Below are 19273 nucleotides of genomic sequence, written 5' to 3'. Positions count from 1 at the left end.
ACCAGGCGGAGAGGACGCACCCACCGTGGGTAGGCATAGTTTCCCCGGCCCGGACGACCCCGACGACGAGGCGCTCCGGGGCGATCAGCCCGAGGAGAGCCGGTTCGACGGCGGACCCGAGCTTTTCGGTTTCGGCGACCCGGACGACGACGAGTACGTCGACGACTATCAGGACGCGTTCTACGACGAGGCGCCGTACGACCCCGGCAACATCGGATACCGCGACACCGGCTACGACGACGACGGTTACGACGCCGACCCGGCGCAGTACATGCGCCGCGGCGGTGAGCCCGATGAGGAATCCCGCTACCGCACCGGTCCCTTCGCTGCTATCGGCGATGCACCTGCGTCCGAACGCGACGAGCCACGCGGCGGGCACCGTGAGCTCGACCGGTGGCGCCGGCATCGCAACGACTCGGGTACCCGCGGCGTCAGCGTCGGCGTAGTCGCCGCGCTGGTGACGGTGATCGTGGTGGTAGGCGCGGTGATCCTGTGGCGCTTCTTCGGCAATTCGTTGTCGCATCGTTCCGCGGTCGCCGCAGGCAACTGCGCAGCTGGTGATCTGACCGTGGCTGTTGTCGCCGATCCGTCGATCGCCGACCATGTGCAGGGGTTCGCCGACAAGTTCAACAAGTCCGCAAAACCCGTCGGCGATCGCTGTGTGTCGGTACAGGTCAAGCCCGTTGATTCCGATGCCGTCGTCGGCGGTTTCATCGGCGAGTGGCCCGCTCAGCTCGGGCAGCGTCCGGCGTTGTGGATTCCGGGCAGTTCGATCTCCACCGCCCGGCTGCGGGCCTCCGCGGGCGCCGAGACCGTCAGCGACAGTCGTTCCCTGGTCACGTCGCCGGTGCTGCTGGCGATCCGCCCCGAGCTCAAGAGCGCGCTGGAGAAGCAGACCTGGGCGAGTCTGCCGGATCTCCAGACCGATCCCGATGGACTGGGCCGGCTCGGGCTGGCCGGTTGGGGCTCGTTGCGACTGGCGCTGCCGATCGGCGGCAACGGCGATGCCGCGTTCCTGGCCGGCGAGGCGGTGGCCGCCGGAGCCGCGCCCAAAGACGCCCCCTCCACCGACGGTGTCGGGGCGGTGCACCGGCTTGCGGGCGACCAGCCCAAACTGGTCGACGCTTCACTGGCCGAGGCGATGAACGTGCTGCTGCGGCAGGGAAACCTGGCGGACGCACCGGTGCATGCGGTGGTGACCACCGAACAGCAACTGTTCACCCGTGGCCAGTCACTCTCGGACCCAGCGACCACCCTCAGCTCGTGGCGGCCACCGGGCCCGGTACCGGTCGCCGACTATCCCACCGTGTTGCTGGCCGGCTCCTGGTTGTCGCAGGAGCAGGTCAGTGCCGCCAGCGAGTTCGCCCGCTTCGCGCGCAAGCCCGACCAGCTGGCAGAGCTGGCCAAATCCGGATTCCGGGTGGAAGGTGTTGCACCGCCGAGCAGTGAGGTCACCGGGTTCCCCGCGGTGTCGGACACGCTCTCGGTCGGCGATGAGGCGACCCGCGCCGCCCTGTCCAACGCGCTGACCACCTTGCCGGGCAGCGCGGCGGTCACGGTGATGCTGGACCAATCGATGACCACCGATGAAGGCGGCAAGAGCCGGCTGGCCCATGTGATCGCCGCCCTGGATCAACGGCTCAAGGCACTGACCCCGAATTCCTCAGTGGGTCTGTGGACTTTCGACGGCACCGAAGGCCGCAATCTGGTGGCCGCCGGACCCCTGGACGAGCCGCTGCCGGGCGGTACCCGAGCGGAGAAACTGACCAGCGAGCTCAACGACTTGAGTTCGACACCCGGTGGAGCGGTGTCGTTCACGACGCTACGCCTGGTATACACCCAGGCAGTGACCAATTTTGTTGCTGGACAGAGTAATTCGGTGCTGGTCATCACGGCGGGTCCGCACACCGACCGGACCTTGGACGGCGCGGGGCTCCAGGAGTTCATCCGAGCCAATGCCGACCCGCAGCGACCGGTGGCCGTCAACGTCATCGATTTCGGGGCCGATGCCGACCAGGCGACCTGGCAGGCCGTGGCTCAACTGTCCGGTGGCAGCTACCAGAATCTGCGCGGCGCCAACACACCCGAGCTGGCCGGCGCGCTGAATTCGCTGCTGAACTGACAGACCGGGTTCCCCGCCCTGGCGGCTGCCGACTTAGGCGCCTTAGGCACCCAGCATGGCCAGCAGCTGTTGCGGCATGCTCACGAACAGTTCGGTGAATGTTCCCCCGAAGGAGCCGACACTGGCACCGGCGAGCTCCACGTTGCCCTGGGCGAAACCCTCCAGCAGATCCGCCAGGTACGGGTTCACCCAGTCTCCGACCAGGTCACCGAGGTTGAGGGAGAAGTCGTCGAGGCCCAGCAGGCCGACCACGTCGCCCACATCCACGCCGTTCAACAACCAGGTGAGGTCCAAACCGAGGGGGCCATCGGCCAAGACGCCGCCCAGCGCACCACCGAGTCCGTCGAGCACGTCGCGCAGGGTGAGATCGCCGAGGGAATCGGCGAAGCCGAGCTCCCCCAGCACGCCGCCGAGGGTCAGGCTCCCCACCGACAGCAGGGTGCTGCCCACCGTCCCCAGTACCGAGCTGATGGTGTCGTCGATCTGCAGGTCACCCAACACATCACCGAGTGTGTAGGCGTTGAGCAATCCCTCCAGGCCGTCGGATTCCAGGAAGCTGTTGACAAAATCCGTCAACGCGGTGCCCACCAGGGGAATGGGATCGAAGAGATCGGACGCGGTCGAGTTGAGCCAGCTGACGGCCTGTGTGAGCAGGCCCGCGTCCGCGAGCAGACTGCCGAGCGGCAGGCCGTCCAGGTCCCCCTCGCCGAGACCGACGAGCACATGCCCCAGCCCCATGGGAATACCGGCGTTGACCCCGAATGCCCCCAGCAGGTCGACCAGCCGGAAGTTGCCGAGCTCGAGGTCAAGATTGAGATTGCGGTAGAAGTCGGTATCGGGACCCAGCTGACTCAACAGGGCGGGCAGGCTGTAGCGGCTCAGCCCCAGGTCGCCTAGGCCGAGGAAGTCGAGTAACTCTCCCAGGCTGCTGACATTGGTGGTCAGCTTCAGCAGATCCCCGAGGCCCTCATCGCTCAATCCCAGACCGGTGAGCAGGCTGCCCAGGGTCAGGGTGCCCTGACGCACCTGGTTGATGACGCCATCGAGTTGCAGCGCGCTCAGGTCCGGGGTTCCCAGCCCCACCATCTCCAGCAGCCTCGACAGACTGACGTCGATCTCGAGGTTCTGCTCGGGCGCCAGCACGCCGTTGAACATCGGGATGGTGACGATCCCGTCCAGAAGAGACAGGTTCTGTTGGCCGTTGAGGTAGGCGTCCACGAGGGTGGCCGGAGCGTTGAACAACGCGGTGAACGCGGTCTGGGGGTCGCCCAGGTCGTCGATCACACCGACGAGCGCGTTCAGGGTCGCCACGTGCGAGGCCAGGCCGGCGATCAACAGCTCCAGGCCCGGCGACAGCTGCACCGAGACCGTCGCTGGCAGTGCTGTGACGTCGGTGTCCACCGTGAACGCGAAGTTGCTGGCCGCGTCGATCACCCCGGCGGGGTTGGCCAGCGTCGCGGTGAACACCTGCCACATCGCCGCCCAGTCCGCGCTGGAACTGATGCGTTCGATGTTGTCGATCGTGTTGGTGAACAGCTCTCCGTAGGAGGCGGCCAGCGTCACGGCCGGCGAAACCTCGGCTGCCAAGGGCGTCACGGTCACCGGGGTGACCGTGACGATTCCGGCGCCGACGAGAGCGATCCCGGCCGTGACGCAGGAGCGAGAAAGGGGCTCCTGCACGAGTCCTCCTAGATACGAGCCGCAACCCTGGATTGGGTAAGGGCGATCCTAGACTCTTTTGGGGTTCGACTGAGACTTTGCTGTCTCTTTGCCGAAAACCCCGGGCGGCTCAGGCGAAATCTTCCACCGGCGGGCAGGAGCAGACCAGATTCCGGTCGCCGAAAGCCCCGTCGATGCGGCGCACCGGAGGCCATACCTTGGGCCGGAAGTCACCTCCCAGCGGATAGGCGGCCTGCTCGCGGGTGTAGGGGTGTTCCCACTTGTCCACCACAAGGCATTCCGCGGTGTGCGGCGCCCCGCGCAGCGGATTGTCTTCGACCGGCCATTCACCGGCGCCGACCCGGTCGATCTCGCCGCGAATGGCGATCATCGCCTCGCAGAACGCGTCGAGCTCGGCCAGACTCTCACTCTCGGTGGGCTCCACCATCAGGGTTCCCGCCACCGGGAAGCTCATGGTCGGTGCATGGAAACCATAGTCGGCCAACCGTTTTGCGACGTCGTCAACCGTGACGCCGGTGCTCTTGGTGATCTCCCGCAGATCGAGGATGCACTCGTGAGCGACCATGCCGTTCTCGCCGGTGTAGAGCACCGGGTAGTGCTCGTCGAGGCGGCGGGCTATGTAGTTTGCCGACGCGATCGCGGTCAGCGACGCCGCACGCAGGCCGTCGGCTCCCATCATCCGGATGTAGGCCCAGGTGATCGGCAGGATCGACGCCGAACCGTAGGGCGCCGCAGACACCGGCTGCCCGCCGGGCAACTCAGCGGCCAACGGGTGCCCCGGCAGGAATTCGGCCAGGTGCGCACGCACCGCCACCGGTCCGACACCGGGCCCACCGCCGCCGTGCGGGATGCAGAACGTCTTGTGCAGGTTCAGGTGGCTGACGTCGCCACCGAAGCGGCCGGGCCGGGCCAGTCCGACCAGCGCGTTGAGGTTGGCTCCATCGACGTAGACCTGCCCGCCCGCGTCGTGGACGGCCGCGCAGATCTCGGCGATGTCGTGCTCGTAGACCCCATGCGTGGAGGGGTAGGTGATCATCAGTGCCGACAACGCCGCCGCGTGCGCGTCGACCTTGGCACGCAGATCGTCGAGGTCGACGTCGCCGTTGTCACGACAGGCCACCACAACCACCCGCATCCCGGCCAGCGCCGCCGAGGCGGCGTTGGTGCCGTGCGCGCTGGACGGGATCAGGCAGATGTCACGGTGAGACTCGCCGCGGCTGGCGTGATAGGCGTGGATGGCCAGCAGGCCCGCGTACTCACCCTGCGACCCCGCGTTGGGTTGCAGCGACACCGCGTCATAGCCGGTGATCGCCGACAACCAGCCCTGCAGTTGCGCGATGAGCGTGCGCAGGCCCACCGCGTCGTCGACCGGGGCGAACGGGTGCTGACGCGCGAATTCCGGCCAGGTGATCGACTCCATCTCGGCGGCGGCGTTGAGCTTCATCGTGCACGATCCGAGCGGGATCATGCTGCGGTCCAGGGCGATGTCCTTGTCCGACAGGGACCGCAGGTAGCGCATCATGGCGGTCTCGGTGCGGTAGCGCACGAACGCCGGGTGCGTCAGGAACTCCGACGTGCGGGTGTCGATGGCGACGCCGACAGGTTCGACCGCGGCCAGGCCGAAGGCGTCCAGGACCGCGGACACGTGCACGTCGGTGGTGGTCTCGTCACAGGCCACCGAGATGTGGTCGGCATCGACGCGCCACAGGTTGATGCCGGCCGCCTTGGCCACGGCGATGATCTCGTCGGCACGACCGGGCACCCGGGCCAGCACGGTGTCGAAGTAGTGGTCGTGGACCAGTGCATCACCAAGGGCTGCGCCGATCTTCTCGGCTTGACTGTGCACGCGCCGCGCGATCGCGGTCAGGCCCTGGGCACCGTGATAGCTGGCATACATGGCGGCCATCACGGCCAGCAGCACCTGCGCCGTGCAGATGTTGGAGGTCGCCTTGTCACGACGGATGTGCTGCTCGCGGGTCTGCAACGCCAGCCGGTAGGCGTCGGCGCCGTCGCTGTCCCGAGAAACCCCGACCAGCCGGCCGGGCAGCTGCCGGGCATGGCCGGAGTGCACCGCCAGGAAGCCGGCGTGCGGGCCGCCGAAGCCCATCGGGACCCCGAAACGCTGGGCACTGCCGAACGCCACGTCGGCACCGATGTCCCCGGGCGGCGTGAGCAGCGTGCATGCCAGCAAGTCTGTGCCGACCGCCACCAGTGCGCCTCGCCCGTGGGCGGCCTCGATCAGGTCCGCCCAGTCCGTGATCCGTCCCGAGCGCCCCGGAACCTGCACGATCACGCCGAAGAAGTCGCCGTCGGGCAGGCCCGCCCGCAGGTCTGCGGTGACGATCTCGATGCGCAGCGGCTCGGCCCGGGTCGCCAGGACCGCGGCGGTCTGGGTGAACACGTCGCTGTCGACCAGCAAGCGATGGGAGGTGCCCCGCGTGGCACGATGCATCAGCGTCATCGCCTCGGCGGCCGCGGTGCCCTCGTCGAGCATCGAGGCGTTGGCGATCTCGAGGCCGGTCAGCTCGGCGATCATGGTCTGGAAATTCAGTAGCGCTTCCAGCCGGCCCTGGCTGATCTCCGGCTGGTAGGGCGTGTAGGCGGTGTACCACGCCGGGTTCTGCAGGATGTTGCGCAACAACACCTGCGGGGTGAGGGTGTCGTAGTAGCCCTGGCCGATCATGGAGACCGCGACGGTGCTGGCGTCGGCCAGATCACGCAACTCGCTCAGCGTCTGAGCCTCGGTGGCCGGGGCCGGTAGGACGTCCAGCCCCGGCGCAACGCCGTCGCCGCTCAGCGCGTCAAGAATGCCGGCGGGCACAGCCTTGGCGGCCAGATCCTCCAGCGACGCGACACCGATGGCGGCGAGCATCGCACTGATCGCGGCACTGTCCGGGCCGATGTGCCGGTCTACAAAGCGGGATTCGGTGGGCACGGACACGGGAGCTCCTGAGCGCTAGACGACGGCGAGAGTATTCGTGTCCTCCCCCTCTGTCGTCTGCCCGGCCCGGGCGCCTGAGAGATTCGGCACCGCGATCACCTGCGGCGCCTTTCCCCATGGGCGGGTGCAACCCCGCAGGGCGTCACCGCTTTCCAGAGGCATCAATGCCGGCGCGGTCCGGGTGCCTGAGAGGTTGACGGAGAGGTATTGCTCCTTCGGCGTCCGCGGCTGGCTGCCGCGGAACTCTCCCGCGCGGGGCTGATGCGGAGCCAATACTACCTGCCGTCCGTTGCGCGACCACAGCGCCGACCGAAAACGCGTGGCTCCCCTTCCCCGCAAGTGGTATATCTAATACTCAAATTGTCACATTCATACCAAAGGGTGGAGATGGGCACGCTACGGCAACGCATCATCGACGAATTCCAGGCCACTGCCGGCCGCCACGACGATCCCGGGATCTATGGCGGTCCGCCCGGAGACCCGGGCCTGATCGGTCCGGGCAGCGTGTCCTGGGAGGTGAACGCCGACCTGGCCGCGGTGTCGCAGGCCGGATTGTCGGCGATAGTGCTGGAGATTCTGCATCCGTCGGTGATCGCCGGGGTGCAGGACCTCTCGTCGTATCGGCAGGACCCGTTCCGGCGCGCCCGTACCACCCTGGGATACGTGTTGACCACAACCTTCGGCAACACCGAGGCCGCGACGCGGCTGATCGAGCAGGTCAAGTCCATCCACGCCCACGTATCGGGCACCCGCCCCGACGGCGTGGCCTACCGGGCGCTCGATCCCGAGCTGCTGGCCTGGGTGCACACCTGCATCCCGTGGATGATCATGCGGGTGTTCGAGCGCACGAACCGTCCGCTGTCGCCGCACGAACGTGACCGCTACCTGGCCGAACAGGCCACTATCGGTCGGATGGCCGGCGCCGATCACGTGCCCTCGACCATGGCCGAACTCGATGACTTCGTGTCCCGGATGCGCCCGCAACTCAGCGTCAACGCGCAGACCCGCGAATTCATCGAATTCCTGCTCACCGCACCCTTCCTGCCGCGGCTTCCCGACCCGCTCGACCGCAGCATGCACCGCTTCGCAGTGCACGCCGGTATGAGCTACGCCCCGCGCTGGGCGCGCGAACTCACCGGATTCGATCGCCCCTCGCTGCTGGCACGGCCCCTCATCAGCCCGGCGCTGCAGCTAGATGTCCGCCGGACCAGGTGGGCATTCGGCATTCCCGCCTATGTCCGATTGGCGCGTGAACGTGCCGCCGGTGTCGGGGCCACCAACACCGGGGCGCCATGATCGACCCGCACTTCGTCAGCGTGATCGGCCAGGCAGTCGCCGGGGTGCCCCCCGAACACGCCGCCGACCCGACAGCCCAGCGCATCCTCGACGCCGCCGTCCACGAAGCCGCAACGGCGGGCCTGGGACGCATCACCATCGAAGACGTGGTCCGGCGCGCGGGCGTGTCACGCATGACCGCCTATCGGCGCTATCCCCGCCGCGAGGATCTGATCCAAGCGTTGATCCGCCGGGAGACCCAGCGCTTTCTGGCCGCGGTGGCCGACGCGATCGACAACACCCACGACCGCAACCACGGCGTCGCCGAGGCGTTCGTGGCGGCCATCACGTTCGCCCGTACACATCCGATGCTGAGCCGTGCAGGCCAGTTCGGGCCGCTACCGGCCACCGATTCCGCGGATCTGCTCGCGATGGGCACGGCATTCATCGCCAACTACCTTCACGGCGACGCACCCGGCGGTCCCGGGCAGGCGGAGCGCTGGGTGGCCGATGTCTTTGCCCGGCTCTTTCTGACCTATGTCTCGATGCCGTCCACCGATCCGGATTTCCGCGATGACGCAGCTTTACGCCGGTTCGCCCAGGAAGTCCTCACCCCGATGGCCGAACGCGCCGTCGGGAAGTAAAACCCCGCGCCCCAAGAGGTTTCGGCAAGGCGCTAGGCCTGCCGGTGTCGGGCCCCTAACCGGTCTTGCGGTCGCGGAACTTGCGGCGGCTGGCTAGCTCGTCTTCCGGTGCGGCGATCGACTCGCCTCCGTCGGCCCGCTCACCGGGGAACTCGGAGATGACGCCGGTCAGCTCTCGCATCGCGCCCGAGACCGCGATGCCGAACACGCCCTGACCACCCTGCAGCAGGTCAACGACCTCTTCGGCCGAGGTGCACTCGTAGACCGTGGTGCCGTCGGAGAACAGCGTGATGTTGGCCAGGTCCGAAACCCCGCGCTCACGCAGGTGGTCGACCGCGATCCGAATGTTGTGCAGCGAGATTCCGGTGTCGAGGAGTCGCTTCACGATCTTGAGCACCAGGATGTCTTTGAACGAGTACAGCCGCTGACTGCCCGAACCTGCCGCACCGCGGATCGAGGGGACCACCAGCGAGGTGCGAGCCCAGTAGTCGAGCTGGCGGTAGGTGATGCCGGCGACCTGGCAGGCGCTGGGGCCGCGGTAACCGACGAGCTCATCGGGAACGGAGTCGTCGGGGAAAAGCCCGCCCTGTACCGGTCGAGCGGTGGCGGACGGAGCCGCGGGGACTTCGCGGTCACCCGTGTCGGGTTGACCCTTGAAGTCCAGCTGATCCTGCCCAGGTTGATCGCCCACGCTGCTTCCTCTCGCCGATCGCGCTCGTTGCCACTGGCTGGCCAGTGGCCGCGTTTGCTCTTGCCCGAGTTGGTCGTGAGCATACGCCGTTCGCCGGGCTGCTGTGCAGTTGTTCCCGCCGTGGTTCAAGTATGGGGGCCGTGTTTTGCCCGCAATGCTTTCGTTCGGGCGTGTCGCGCTGACCGCAGAGAGATGAAACGGATCTGTGACGAGGCTGAGTCCGCCGCGCCGGGTCAGGTTGCTTTGAAATCGTCCGGCGACACGCTATCGAGGAATTCCTTGAACTTCTCCACCTCGTCTTCGCGTACCGCGCCGTCGCTCTCGTCGTCGTTCTCGTCGGGAATCAGGAGGCCCGCTTCGGCCAACACCGACTCCTCGACATAGATCGGCACTCCCACCCGCAAGGCGATGGCCACCGAGTCCGACGGACGCGCCGACACCGTGATGTCACGGTCGAAGATCAAGTCGGCGTAGAACGTGCCCTCTTGCAGATCGACGATGCGGACCTCTTTGAGTGAGTGCCCGAGTGCGCCGATGAGGTCCCGGATCAGATCGTGGGTCAGGGGACGTGCCGGCTCTACGCCCTGCTGCTCCAGTGCGATCGCAGCGGCCTCGGCCTGCCCGATCCAGATCGGAAGGTATCGGTCACCATCGGCCTCGCGCAGAAGCAGTACCGGCTGGTTCTGCGGCTGCTCGACGCGGATGCCGACCACGCGTACTTCACCCATCTCCAGTCAGCCCTCCGCGTTCGCCTGTCTCGCACAGTCCCTATGTGGCCCAGGATCCCTATGTGTACCAGTATGACTCGCCGCGATACCGACGGTCAGACAACCGTGGCCGCGCAACGAGCCGTCGAAGCGAAGTCTAGTCCTCAGCCGTGCAGTACGTCGTGGACCGAGGACTTGAGCAGCGCGGTGTGCAGCGCGATCGCCAGCGCCGCGACCTCGCGAGCCAAGTCGTCGGCGCGGTCCCGCCCGCCCGCCTTGCCCCCCTTGACCAGCGGGCCGGCAATCTGGGCGATCAGGTCGGACTGCCGGTCGGCCGCCGAACGGAATGCCCGCAGATGCCGCGCTTCGACACCGTAGTCGGCCAGCCCGCGCGCGCACTGGACTATGACGACCGCATGTTCGTCGAACAGGCCGCCGGGCCCGGCGTTGATCACACCGGATCTGACCAGTGCTGTCAGCAGTGCGTCATCGCCACCCGAGCGAGCCAGGAGGTCCTCCCGACTCAGCCGCACCTGGCGGGGTGGCACCGGGAGAGCCGCCCCGCGTTGGCTGCGCTCTCCCCCGGCCGCCACCAGTCGCGGCGTGGGATACGGCGACTCGGCCGAGGGCAGTGCCCCGTCCGGTTCGGCATCCAGCCGCGCCTTGATCACCTTCAGCGGCAGGTAGTGATCGCGTTGCGCGGTCAGCACGTAGCGCAACCGAGCGCAGTCGTACGCGCTGAACCGCCGATAGCCTGACGCCGCACGCTGCGGCATGACCAGCCCCTCGGTCTCCAGAAAACGAATCTTGGAGACCGTAACGTCGGGAAAATCCGGGCGGAGCAGATCCAGTACCGCTCCGATCGACATCCCGGCCAGTTCAGGGCTGTCAGGCGCGCTCACTAGCTGCCCGGCCCGGCCTCGGTCTCAGCCGTCTTCGGGCCGGTCAGGAATACCAGGCGGAACTTGCCGACCTGGACCTCGTCACCATTGACCAGGACAGCCGAATCGACCGGCTCCCGGTTGACGTAGGTGCCGTTGAGGCTGCCGACGTCGACGACCTGAAACTCGTTGCCCTCCAGCCGGAACTCGGCATGACGGCGACTCACGGTGACGTCATCGAGGAAGATGTCGCTGTCGGGATGCCGACCCGCTGCGGTGACAGGCTGGTCAAGCAGGAATCGCGATCCGGCGTTGGGTCCACGCTTGACGACCAGCAGCGCGGAACCCGCAGGCAGCCCCTCCACACCCGAGGTCAGGCTGTCGCCGCCCGCCTGCGCGGGAGCGTCGAGTTCGCTCAGAAAGTCGGCGCGGAAAACCGATGTGGTTTCCGCGGTGACCTCATCGCCCAACTGGTCTTGCCCCGTCGCCGGGTCCTTCTCCGTCACGCACTACTCCTCACTGGCCGCTGATCTGCTACCTGGTCGCACCTGCCGGACATCTGTGGCGCCCAACCCCGAATCGTTGAGTCGACCGTACCGCGCAGCGGTACGTCATGTCCCCCGCACCGCGGGATCGTGTCGCCGGATGCCCGGCGCGTCCCGGCAGGCAGGCTAGCAACCGTCATTCCGACAACGTCGCCCGGTAGGCCTCGGTGCTCAGCAGCCCCGCCAGACTCTGGTCTAGGCCCGCCGAATCCGCGTTTGCCACCTGAAGTTCCAGCAGCCAACCCGCGCCGTACGGGTCGGAGTTCACCAGCTGCGGGTTCGCGTCCAGCTCGGCGTTGACAGCGATCACCGAGGCGGTGATCGGCGCGTAGAGGTCGGAAACGGATTTGGTCGACTCCACCTCGCCGAAAGCTTCGCCGGCGGTCACCTCGGTGCCCACTGCAGGTAGCTGAACGAAAACCACATCGCCCAGCGCCGCCTGCGCGAAATCGGTGATGCCCACCCGGACGGCGTCGGGTCCGGTGCGGCGAACCCACTCGTGCTCCGCGGTGTAATACAGGTCGGACGGAACTGAACTTTCCGAACTCACGGTGATCGTGCTCCTTGCGCTGTCGGGCTCACTTGACTGGCTGAGCGTATTGGCGTGGTTTCGGTTGCCGCAACACGGTCACCTCAACGCGGTCCGCCTGCTGCACCGTCATCGCCCCGCCGAGCCGCCTGACGCTGTCGACGGCCCCGCCGGGAATGTTCATGGCAGCCGCCAAAGTCGGCGGATCGCCAATCGCCAGAACCGAATACGGAGGCGTCAGCACGGTCCCATCGAATTCCACCGCGCCGGACGCGCCCGCCACCCACGAGTCCACACCGATGCGCACCGCCTTGGTGCCGTCGCGGACCTCGATGGCCTCGGCGCCGGCCGCCCGCAGCTCGTTGATCACATCGAGCATGGTCTCGGGTGCGACACCGCGGGCGGAGTCGTCGATGGTGATCACGACGCCGGGCCCGATCGCGCCCACAGTGCCGATCATGATGGCCAGGGCGGCGAGCCGGGCCTGGGCGTTTTCGATGGCGGCCTGATCACTGCTCCCGGACTTCTGCAGCGCGTCGAGCGTTTGCTGTAGCTCGGCGACCTCGGTGCCCAGGGTGGCTTCGCGTTGACGCAGCGAATCCAGCAGCACCAAGAGGTCGGCGGGCCGAGCCGTCTCCAAGGCGTCTTCGGAATCGTTCTGGCGTACCTGAGTGACAATCGCCACCCCCAGCAGCAGGCACAGCAGCAGCCCCAGCACGCTGAACAGCGGACCGGACCGGCCCGGCGGCGGCGCACTGTCGGGCCGGGCCGACTGCGGCAGTTCGTGTCTGCCGTGCGGCTCCGGATCGGTGCTACTCATCGGGTCAGGCTCCGAACAGCCGTCGCCGCAACGCCGCCGCGTTGCCGAAGATCCGGATGCCCAACACCACGATGATCGCGGTCGACAACTGGGTGCCGACGCCCAGTTGGTCACCGAGATAGACCAGCAGGGCGGCCACCAGGACGTTGAAGACGAACGACACGACGAATACCTTCGCGTCGAAGATCCGCTCCAGGTAGGCGCGTAGGCCGCCGAACACCGCATCCAATGCCGCCACCACTGCGATCGGCAGATAGGGCTGAACCACTTCCGGCACGCTGGGGTGAAAGACCAGTCCCAGCACAATGCCGGCGATCAGTGCAGCGATACCGATCATTGTGCAATCACCCCAGCCTCCCGAACCGCACCCAGCCGGCCGCGACACCGGCAGCGCCGCGCCCCGCAGCGCAAGCTTGCGTCACGATGCCCCGATCTGTTTGGCAAATCGGACATCTCGTACCGATCCCGCCGGCAGGGTCAGGTCGGCCGAGCTGCGGCCGTCGACCCGCACCCCCACCCCGTAGGAGGCTTCGAGCAGACGTAGCCGGTACAGACCGGGACTGCGGTCGAAGGTCTCGCGCAACTCGCGTGGCGGACCGATGGCCTGCAATGCGTAGGGACTGCTGATCGGCTTGTTGTCGACCAGGATGGCGCCCCCGGCCTGACGGATCGTGACGTTGGGACCGATGCGTACATCGCCGACCGCGATCGCCTCCGCCCCGCTGGCCCACAGCGAGTTGACCACCAGCTGCAGGTCGCGGTCCAAGATGATCTGCTGACTGCCCGACACGCGCTGTTTGGAGGCATCAGAGAGGTTTCGCCCGGCGCCGGGGTCCGTCACGGTGACGACCACCCCGGGGCCGGTCACCTGGGTGCTGGCGGACTCCAGACTCAGCGCGTCCAGGCCGGCCAGCACCCGCTGGCCCTGGGCATCGTCGGCCAGCCGGTGCCGTTGTGAGTCATCGACTTGGTTGGCGTAGGTGTCCCGTTTGTCGGCGAGGGTGCCGGTGGCCTTTTCGGCCGCTCGGACGTTCGCGGCCAGCACCTGTTGGGCGTCACGCACCCCGGGGGCCACGGAGCGGGCCTGGGCTACACCGATGGCGAACACGGTCGCCACCAGCAGCGCCGCCATCGCCTTCCATGCCCATCCCGCCACGCGGGTTCTGGCGGGCAGCGGCGCGGCACGGCGCCGACGCCGGGCGGCCGCCGCCGCGTAGCCGGGGTCGAGGTGTTCGGACAACAGCGAGCGCAGCAGCGAAGGTACCGCGAACGTGCGCGGGCGGCCGGCCTCGTGGGCGCCGGCGAAGCCCTGGGAGTCGTAGCCGCTCAGGGCGAAGAACGGTTCAGCCACCGCTGACCTTCGGCATCCTGCGGACCACCAGCGTCACCTGGATCAGATACAGCACGAAGGCCCACAGGTACATGCCCAGTCCCCAGATCAGGAAGCCCCATCCGGCCGACAGCACCACCCGACTGGCCAGGGTGTCCCACTGCCCCAGCAGGATCAGCGGGAACGCCGACATCAGGGCGAAGGTGCCCGCTTTGCCCACGTACGTCACCGGCAGGGCCGTCAGGCCGCGACTGCGCAACGCCGGCAGGGTGGCCGCAAGCAGCAGATCCCGGGCCAACAGAACGCCGATGATCCACCAGGGCACCAGGCCCCGCACGCCGAACGCCACCGGAATCGCCAGCATGTAGAGCCGGTCGATCGCCGGGTCGAGCAGGGCCCCCAGCTTCGAGTACTGATTGAACAGCCGAGCCACTTTGCCGTCGGCCCAGTCGGAGGCACCGCTGAGCATCAGTACCGCCACGGCGGGCCCGTCGGCCCGCGCGATCAGCAGCAGGTACAGAAAGACGCCGATCAGGCCGAGGCGAGCCACGCTGATGATGTTGGGCACGGTGAGCACCCGGTCCTGAACGCGATCGGATCCGGACCCGACAGTCATAGCGACCCCCTAGCGGAAGATCCCGGGCAGACTCAGCGCGTCCATGCTGTCGTCGCTCAGCGGGTTGTCCCGGACCATGTAGGTCCACGTCGAGGTGGGGCGCGCCAGCTTGGACAAGTCGATGCCGGGCTCCGACTCGATCGCGTCCGACGTCTCCAGGGTCTGCTGGGATGCCTCAATGGCGTCGGCGGCCAGCGAGGCGAAGGCGTCCAGCGCCATCCGGTGGAATTCGTCGAGGGGATTCTGCCGGCCCAACGCGCGCAGGTGGATGCTCTCCCGGATGTCGGCCAGGAAGGCGAGGTGGTCAGCCCACCCGCGGTCCAGGTGGTAGAGCATGATCAGACGGCAGATCTTCTCCAGCTTGGCCTCGCCGTCCTCCCCCAGCTGCTCCTTGAGCTCCGCGTAGCGCTTGGGAGTGAGCTCGGCAAGCTCCTCGCGGGCGGCCGGGGTGGACAACAGCGTGTTGCGGCGCTCCACGATGATGGTGCGCTGCTGGGCGATCAACTGGTTGTAGCGCCAGGTATTGGCGTGGATGTCGAGCAGTTTGCCCTCGGCGATGCGCTGCGCGTGGTCGAGCAGACCGGAGGCCTTCGGGCTCACGATGCGACCATCATCGTCGGTCTCGGTGGGCAGTTTGTTGTCTTCCAGGTTGGTCGCGGCGACATCGTCTTCCCAGCTGGAGAAGAACACCGAGGATCCCGGGTCGCCCTGGCGGCCGGCCCGACCGCGCAACTGGTTGTCGAGGCGCTGGGTGTGCTGACGGCCGGTTCCGATGACGTGCAGCCCGCCCAGTTCGACCACCGCATCATGATCGGCCGCTTGCGTTTCCGAGGAACCACCCAGCCGGATGTCGGTGCCCCGCCCGGCCATCTGGGTGGAGACGGTGACCGCCCCGAGCTTGCCGGCCTCGGCGATCACGGTGGCCTCTTCGGCGTCGTTCTTGGCATTGAGGACCACCGCCGGAACGCCGCGCTTACGCAGGCGCTCGTACAGTTCTTCGGACTCCGCCACGTCGTGGGTGCCTACGAGCACGGGCTGTCCGGTGGCGTGCACCTCGACGATGTGGGCCACAATCGCATCGTTTTTTGCCGCAGCGGTGATGTATACCCGGTCCGCCTCATCTTCACGGATGTTGGGCATGTTCGGCGGGATCGGTGAGACGCCGAGCTGGTAGAACTGCCGCAGCTGCTCCCCGGCCGCCAGTGCCGTCCCGGTCATGCCACACACGGTGGGGTACCGGTTGACCAGGGCCTGCACCGTGATGGTGTCGAGCACCTCGCCGGTCTCGGTGGTCTCGATGCCCTCTTTGGCCTCCACCGCGGCTTGCAGGCCGTCCGGCCAGCGCTGCAGGGCGGCGATCCGGCCGCGCGAGGCGTTGATCAACTGCACCTTGCCGTCGCGCACGATGTAGTGCACGTCGCGCTGCAGCAGCACGTGGGCATGTAGCGCCACGTTGATCTCGGTCAGCGTGGAGACCACATGCTCCTCGGAGTACAGGTCGATTCCGCCGAGCGCCTTCTCCACCTTGCGGGCACCCACATCGGTGAGATGGATATTGCGGCGGTCCTCGTCGGAGTCGTAGTCCACCCCGGGCTTAAGGCGGCCGACCAGATCGACGATCTCCATCCGCGGGGTCTCGCGGTGGGTGGTGCCGGCCAGCACCAGCGGCACCAGTGCCTCGTCGACCAGCACGGAGTCGGCCTCGTCGATCAGCGCGACGTCGGGGTTGGGCGACACCAAGTCGTCGACGTCGGTGACCAGCTGATCACGCAGCACATCGAAGCCGATCTCGTTGACCGACGCGTAGGTGACGTCACACTGGTAAGCCGCGCGGCGTTCGTCTGGTGTGGACTCCTCGGTGATCCATCCGACGGTGACGCCGAGTGCCTCCAGCAGCGGGCCCATCCACTCGGCGTCGCGGCGGGCCAGGTAGTCGTTGATGGTCACCACATGCACGTGCCGGCCACCGATGGCGTAGCCGGCGGCCGCGATGGCGCCTGAGAGTGTCTTGCCTTCGCCGGTGGCCATCTCGACCACATCCCCGGCCAGCATCCGCAGCGCGCCCTGCAGCTGGACGTCGAACGGACGCTGTCCGATGCTGCGTTCGGCGGCCTCGCGGGCGATCGCCAGGAACTGCGGGATGTCGGAGGCGTCGGCCAGGTCCTTCAGCTTGAGCAGTTGCGCAGCTTTGAGCAGCTGCTCGTCGTCGAGCCCAGCGGCCTTCTCGGCGTACTCGGCGGCGGCCGTGACTTCGGCCATCGAACGACTCTGGTTCTTTTCGGTGCTGGCGCCCAGCAGTTTCCAGAATCTCCCGCTGAGGCGACCCGACTTGGTTCGCGTTCCGGAGTCAGTCTTGGAGGTGTTAGCCACAGCACAACGGTACGCGGTAGCCACCGCCTGCGAGCCGGGGGCACCACCGCGTCGGCGGGGCGCTGCGGCAATCTCACCCGGCGCGACGCGACTCCCCTGCGGTAGGTTTCGCACGGGGTTCTCGATTCGTTGATCGGCCGCGACGCGGTTCCGGCGATAGGGACGGCAAGGAGACATCGATAGTGGACTCGAAGCTGTTCAATCCATCCATCGACTGGGCGCATGCGCTGCCCGATTCTCTGGTGTGGATTGCGCTGGCCTGGACCATCAGTGCCGTCGGGGTGCTGGCCGTGGCGGCGGTGCTGCGGGTCAGCACCCGGTGGGGCCGCCAGTTCTGGGAGATCAGCGGCCCGTACTTCACCGGACGCGACAGCGTCCGGGTCTGGGTGATGCTGGGTGTGCTGCTGCTGTCGGTGATCACCGCGGTCCGGCTCAACGTGTTGTTCAGCTTCCAGGGCAACGACCTGTATTCGTCGCTGCAGACCGCGTTCCAGGGCGCCGCGGGCGGCGATGACGCCGTCAGAGCGTCTGGTGTGCACGGATTCTGGATGTCGATCGCGATCTTCAGCGTGATGGCGGTGCTGCATGTGGCACGGGTGATGCTCGACATCTACCTGACCCAGCACTTCATGGTGAATTGGCGGATCTGGCTCACCGAACGGCTCACGGGCGACTGGCTGGACGGCCGGGCCTACTACCGGTCCCGCTTCGTCACCACGCCGCTGGACCCGGCGGTGGGCGAGGCCATCGAAGGCGCCATCGACAACCCCGACCAGCGCATTCAGCAGGACATCGACATCTTCACCGCGGGCAACGGCGCCAGCGTGAACGCCCCGGCCAACAGCACCGGCAGCACACTGCTGTTCGGCGCCGTGCAGTCCATGGTCACCGTGGTGTCCTTCACCGCGATCTTGTGGAACCTGTCTGGCACCCTGACCGTCTTCGGTTTCGACATCCCGCGCGCGATGTTCCTGATCGTGCTGGTCTATGTGACCGTCGCGACGATCGTCGCGTTCTGGATCGGCCGGCCCCTGATCCGGCTGAGTTTCCGCAACGAGCTCACCAACGCCGCCTTCCGCTACGCGCTGGTGCGGGTTCGCGACGCGGCCGAATCGGTCGCGTTCTACCGGGGCGAGCTCGCCGAGCGGGTTCAGTTGCGGACCAGGTTCCGCGCCATCGTCGCGAACTACCTGGCGTTCGTGAACCGAACCATCGGGTTCGCCGGCTGGAACCTGTCGGTGAGCCAGGCGATCGTGCCGCTGCCCTGGGTGATCCAGGCGCCGCGCCTGTTCGACGGACAGATCATGTTCGGCGGGGTCGCGCAGACCGCGTCGGCGTTCGGCAGCATTTCCGATTCACTGTCGTTCTTCCGCAATGCCTATGACAACTTCGCCGGCTACCGTGCCTCGATCATCCGGCTGCACGGGTTGCTTGAGGCCAATCGCGAGGCCAGGGAGCTGCCCGAGCTGCTGGTCAAACCCAGCCCTGACGACAGCGTGGCGCTGGAGGGCGTCGAGGTGCGCAGCCCTGACGGCGTCCCGCTGATCGAGGCACTCGACGTGCAGCTGAGCGCCGGCGACGCGCTGATGATCGCGGGCCCGTCGGGCAGCGGCAAGACCACGTTGCTGCGCAGCCTGGCTCAACTGTGGCCGTACGCCTCGGGCACCCTGCGCCGACCCGATGCGGCCAACGCCACCATGTTCATCTCGCAGCTGCCCTATATCCCGCTGGGCGACCTGCGCACCGTCGTGTCCTACCCGCTGGCGGTGGGCGAGGTGTCTGACGCCGCGATCGATGAGGCGTTGAACAAGGTGGCCCTGCCGAACCTGGTCGAGCGGCTCGACGAAGTCGACGACTGGGCCAAGGTGCTCTCACCCGGCGAGCAGCAGCGGGTGGCGTTCGCCCGAATCCTGTTGACCCGGCCCAAAGCCGTGTTCCTCGACGAGTCGACGTCAGCGCTGGACGAGGGGCTGGAGCTGACCCTGTACCGGCTGCTGCGCACCGAACTGCCCGATACCATTCTGGTCAGCGTGAGCCATCGACACACCGTCCGCCAGCACCATCGCCACGTGCTCGAACTGCTCGGCCAGGGCCGCTGGGACCTCAGCCCGGTCTAAGAAGC

General features: G+C 67.4%; 16 protein-coding genes and 1 riboswitch. Of the genes, 4 read left to right on the top strand and 12 right to left on the bottom strand.

What is annotated here, in order from left to right; all coding sequences use genetic code 11:
* Nucleotides 1–25: 25 nt before the first annotated feature.
* Complete coding sequence (locus G6N09_RS17730; RefSeq protein WP_083022968.1) at nt 26–2122, top strand: substrate-binding domain-containing protein; 2097 nt, start codon at nt 26–28, stop codon at nt 2120–2122.
* 42 nt (nt 2123–2164) lie between these two features.
* On the opposite strand, the gene G6N09_RS17725 is transcribed toward G6N09_RS17730, so the two are convergent.
* Nucleotides 2165–3802, bottom strand: a complete 1638-nt coding sequence (locus G6N09_RS17725; protein WP_133053069.1) for a hypothetical protein — start codon at nt 3800–3802, stop codon at nt 2165–2167.
* A 109-nt stretch (nt 3803–3911) separates the two neighbouring features.
* Complete coding sequence (gene gcvP, locus G6N09_RS17720; RefSeq protein WP_083023442.1) at nt 3912–6737, bottom strand: aminomethyl-transferring glycine dehydrogenase; 2826 nt, start codon at nt 6735–6737, stop codon at nt 3912–3914.
* 169 nt (nt 6738–6906) lie between these two features.
* A riboswitch (glycine riboswitch) is annotated at nt 6907–7004 on the bottom strand.
* A gap of 126 nt (nt 7005–7130) precedes the next feature.
* On the opposite strand from gcvP, the gene G6N09_RS17715 reads away from it, so the two are divergent.
* On the top strand, nt 7131–8039 hold the full coding sequence (locus tag G6N09_RS17715; RefSeq protein ID WP_109558832.1) for an oxygenase MpaB family protein: 909 nt from the start codon (nt 7131–7133) through the stop codon (nt 8037–8039).
* Nucleotides 8036–8662 (top strand): TetR/AcrR family transcriptional regulator, encoded by a 627-nt coding sequence (locus tag G6N09_RS17710; protein ID WP_083022963.1) that lies wholly within the window; start codon nt 8036–8038, stop codon nt 8660–8662. The genes G6N09_RS17715 and G6N09_RS17710 overlap by 4 nt, the downstream gene beginning before the upstream one ends.
* Nucleotides 8663–8717: 55 nt before the next feature.
* On the opposite strand, the gene G6N09_RS17705 is transcribed toward G6N09_RS17710, so the two are convergent.
* From G6N09_RS17705 to secA2, 10 genes are all read right to left on the bottom strand, one after another.
* The gene (locus tag G6N09_RS17705; RefSeq protein ID WP_083022960.1) at nt 8718–9353 is read right to left on the bottom strand and encodes a MerR family transcriptional regulator; all 636 of its coding nucleotides are present in this window, start codon (nt 9351–9353) and stop codon (nt 8718–8720) included.
* A 233-nt stretch (nt 9354–9586) separates the two neighbouring features.
* The gene (locus G6N09_RS17700) at nt 9587–10081 is read right to left on the bottom strand and encodes a bifunctional nuclease family protein (protein WP_083022958.1); all 495 of its coding nucleotides are present in this window, start codon (nt 10079–10081) and stop codon (nt 9587–9589) included.
* 143 nt (nt 10082–10224) lie between these two features.
* Complete coding sequence (gene ftsR, locus G6N09_RS17695) at nt 10225–10962, bottom strand: transcriptional regulator FtsR (RefSeq protein WP_083022955.1); 738 nt, start codon at nt 10960–10962, stop codon at nt 10225–10227.
* Complete coding sequence (gene garA / locus G6N09_RS17690) at nt 10962–11447, bottom strand: glycogen accumulation regulator GarA (protein ID WP_083022953.1); 486 nt, start codon at nt 11445–11447, stop codon at nt 10962–10964. The genes ftsR and garA overlap by 1 nt, the downstream gene beginning before the upstream one ends.
* Nucleotides 11448–11622: 175 nt before the next feature.
* Nucleotides 11623–12036, bottom strand: a complete 414-nt coding sequence (gene gcvH, locus G6N09_RS17685) for a glycine cleavage system protein GcvH (protein WP_046189075.1) — start codon at nt 12034–12036, stop codon at nt 11623–11625.
* 28 nt (nt 12037–12064) lie between these two features.
* Nucleotides 12065–12835, bottom strand: a complete 771-nt coding sequence (locus G6N09_RS17680; protein WP_083022950.1) for a DUF881 domain-containing protein — start codon at nt 12833–12835, stop codon at nt 12065–12067.
* A gap of 4 nt (nt 12836–12839) precedes the next feature.
* Nucleotides 12840–13172 (bottom strand): small basic family protein, encoded by a 333-nt coding sequence (locus tag G6N09_RS17675; RefSeq protein ID WP_046189077.1) that lies wholly within the window; start codon nt 13170–13172, stop codon nt 12840–12842.
* An 81-nt stretch (nt 13173–13253) separates the two neighbouring features.
* Nucleotides 13254–14186 (bottom strand): DUF881 domain-containing protein, encoded by a 933-nt coding sequence (locus tag G6N09_RS17670; protein WP_083022948.1) that lies wholly within the window; start codon nt 14184–14186, stop codon nt 13254–13256.
* Nucleotides 14179–14781, bottom strand: a complete 603-nt coding sequence (locus G6N09_RS17665) for a CDP-alcohol phosphatidyltransferase family protein (RefSeq protein WP_083022946.1) — start codon at nt 14779–14781, stop codon at nt 14179–14181. The genes G6N09_RS17670 and G6N09_RS17665 overlap by 8 nt, the downstream gene beginning before the upstream one ends.
* A gap of 9 nt (nt 14782–14790) precedes the next feature.
* Entirely contained in the window at nt 14791–17151 is a 2361-nt protein-coding gene (secA2, locus tag G6N09_RS17660; RefSeq protein ID WP_109558816.1) for an accessory Sec system translocase SecA2, read from the bottom strand.
* Nucleotides 17152–17333: 182 nt separating this feature from the next.
* Between secA2 and G6N09_RS17655 the strand changes: the two genes are divergently transcribed.
* On the top strand, nt 17334–19268 hold the full coding sequence (locus G6N09_RS17655) for an ABC transporter ATP-binding protein/permease (RefSeq protein WP_083022942.1): 1935 nt from the start codon (nt 17334–17336) through the stop codon (nt 19266–19268).
* Nucleotides 19269–19273: the final 5 nt, after the last annotated feature.

The sequence above is a fragment of the Mycolicibacter minnesotensis genome (assembly GCF_010731755.1).
Classification (GTDB): domain Bacteria; phylum Actinomycetota; class Actinomycetes; order Mycobacteriales; family Mycobacteriaceae; genus Mycobacterium; species Mycobacterium minnesotense.
This window is presented reverse-complemented; position numbering and strand designations above follow the sequence as displayed.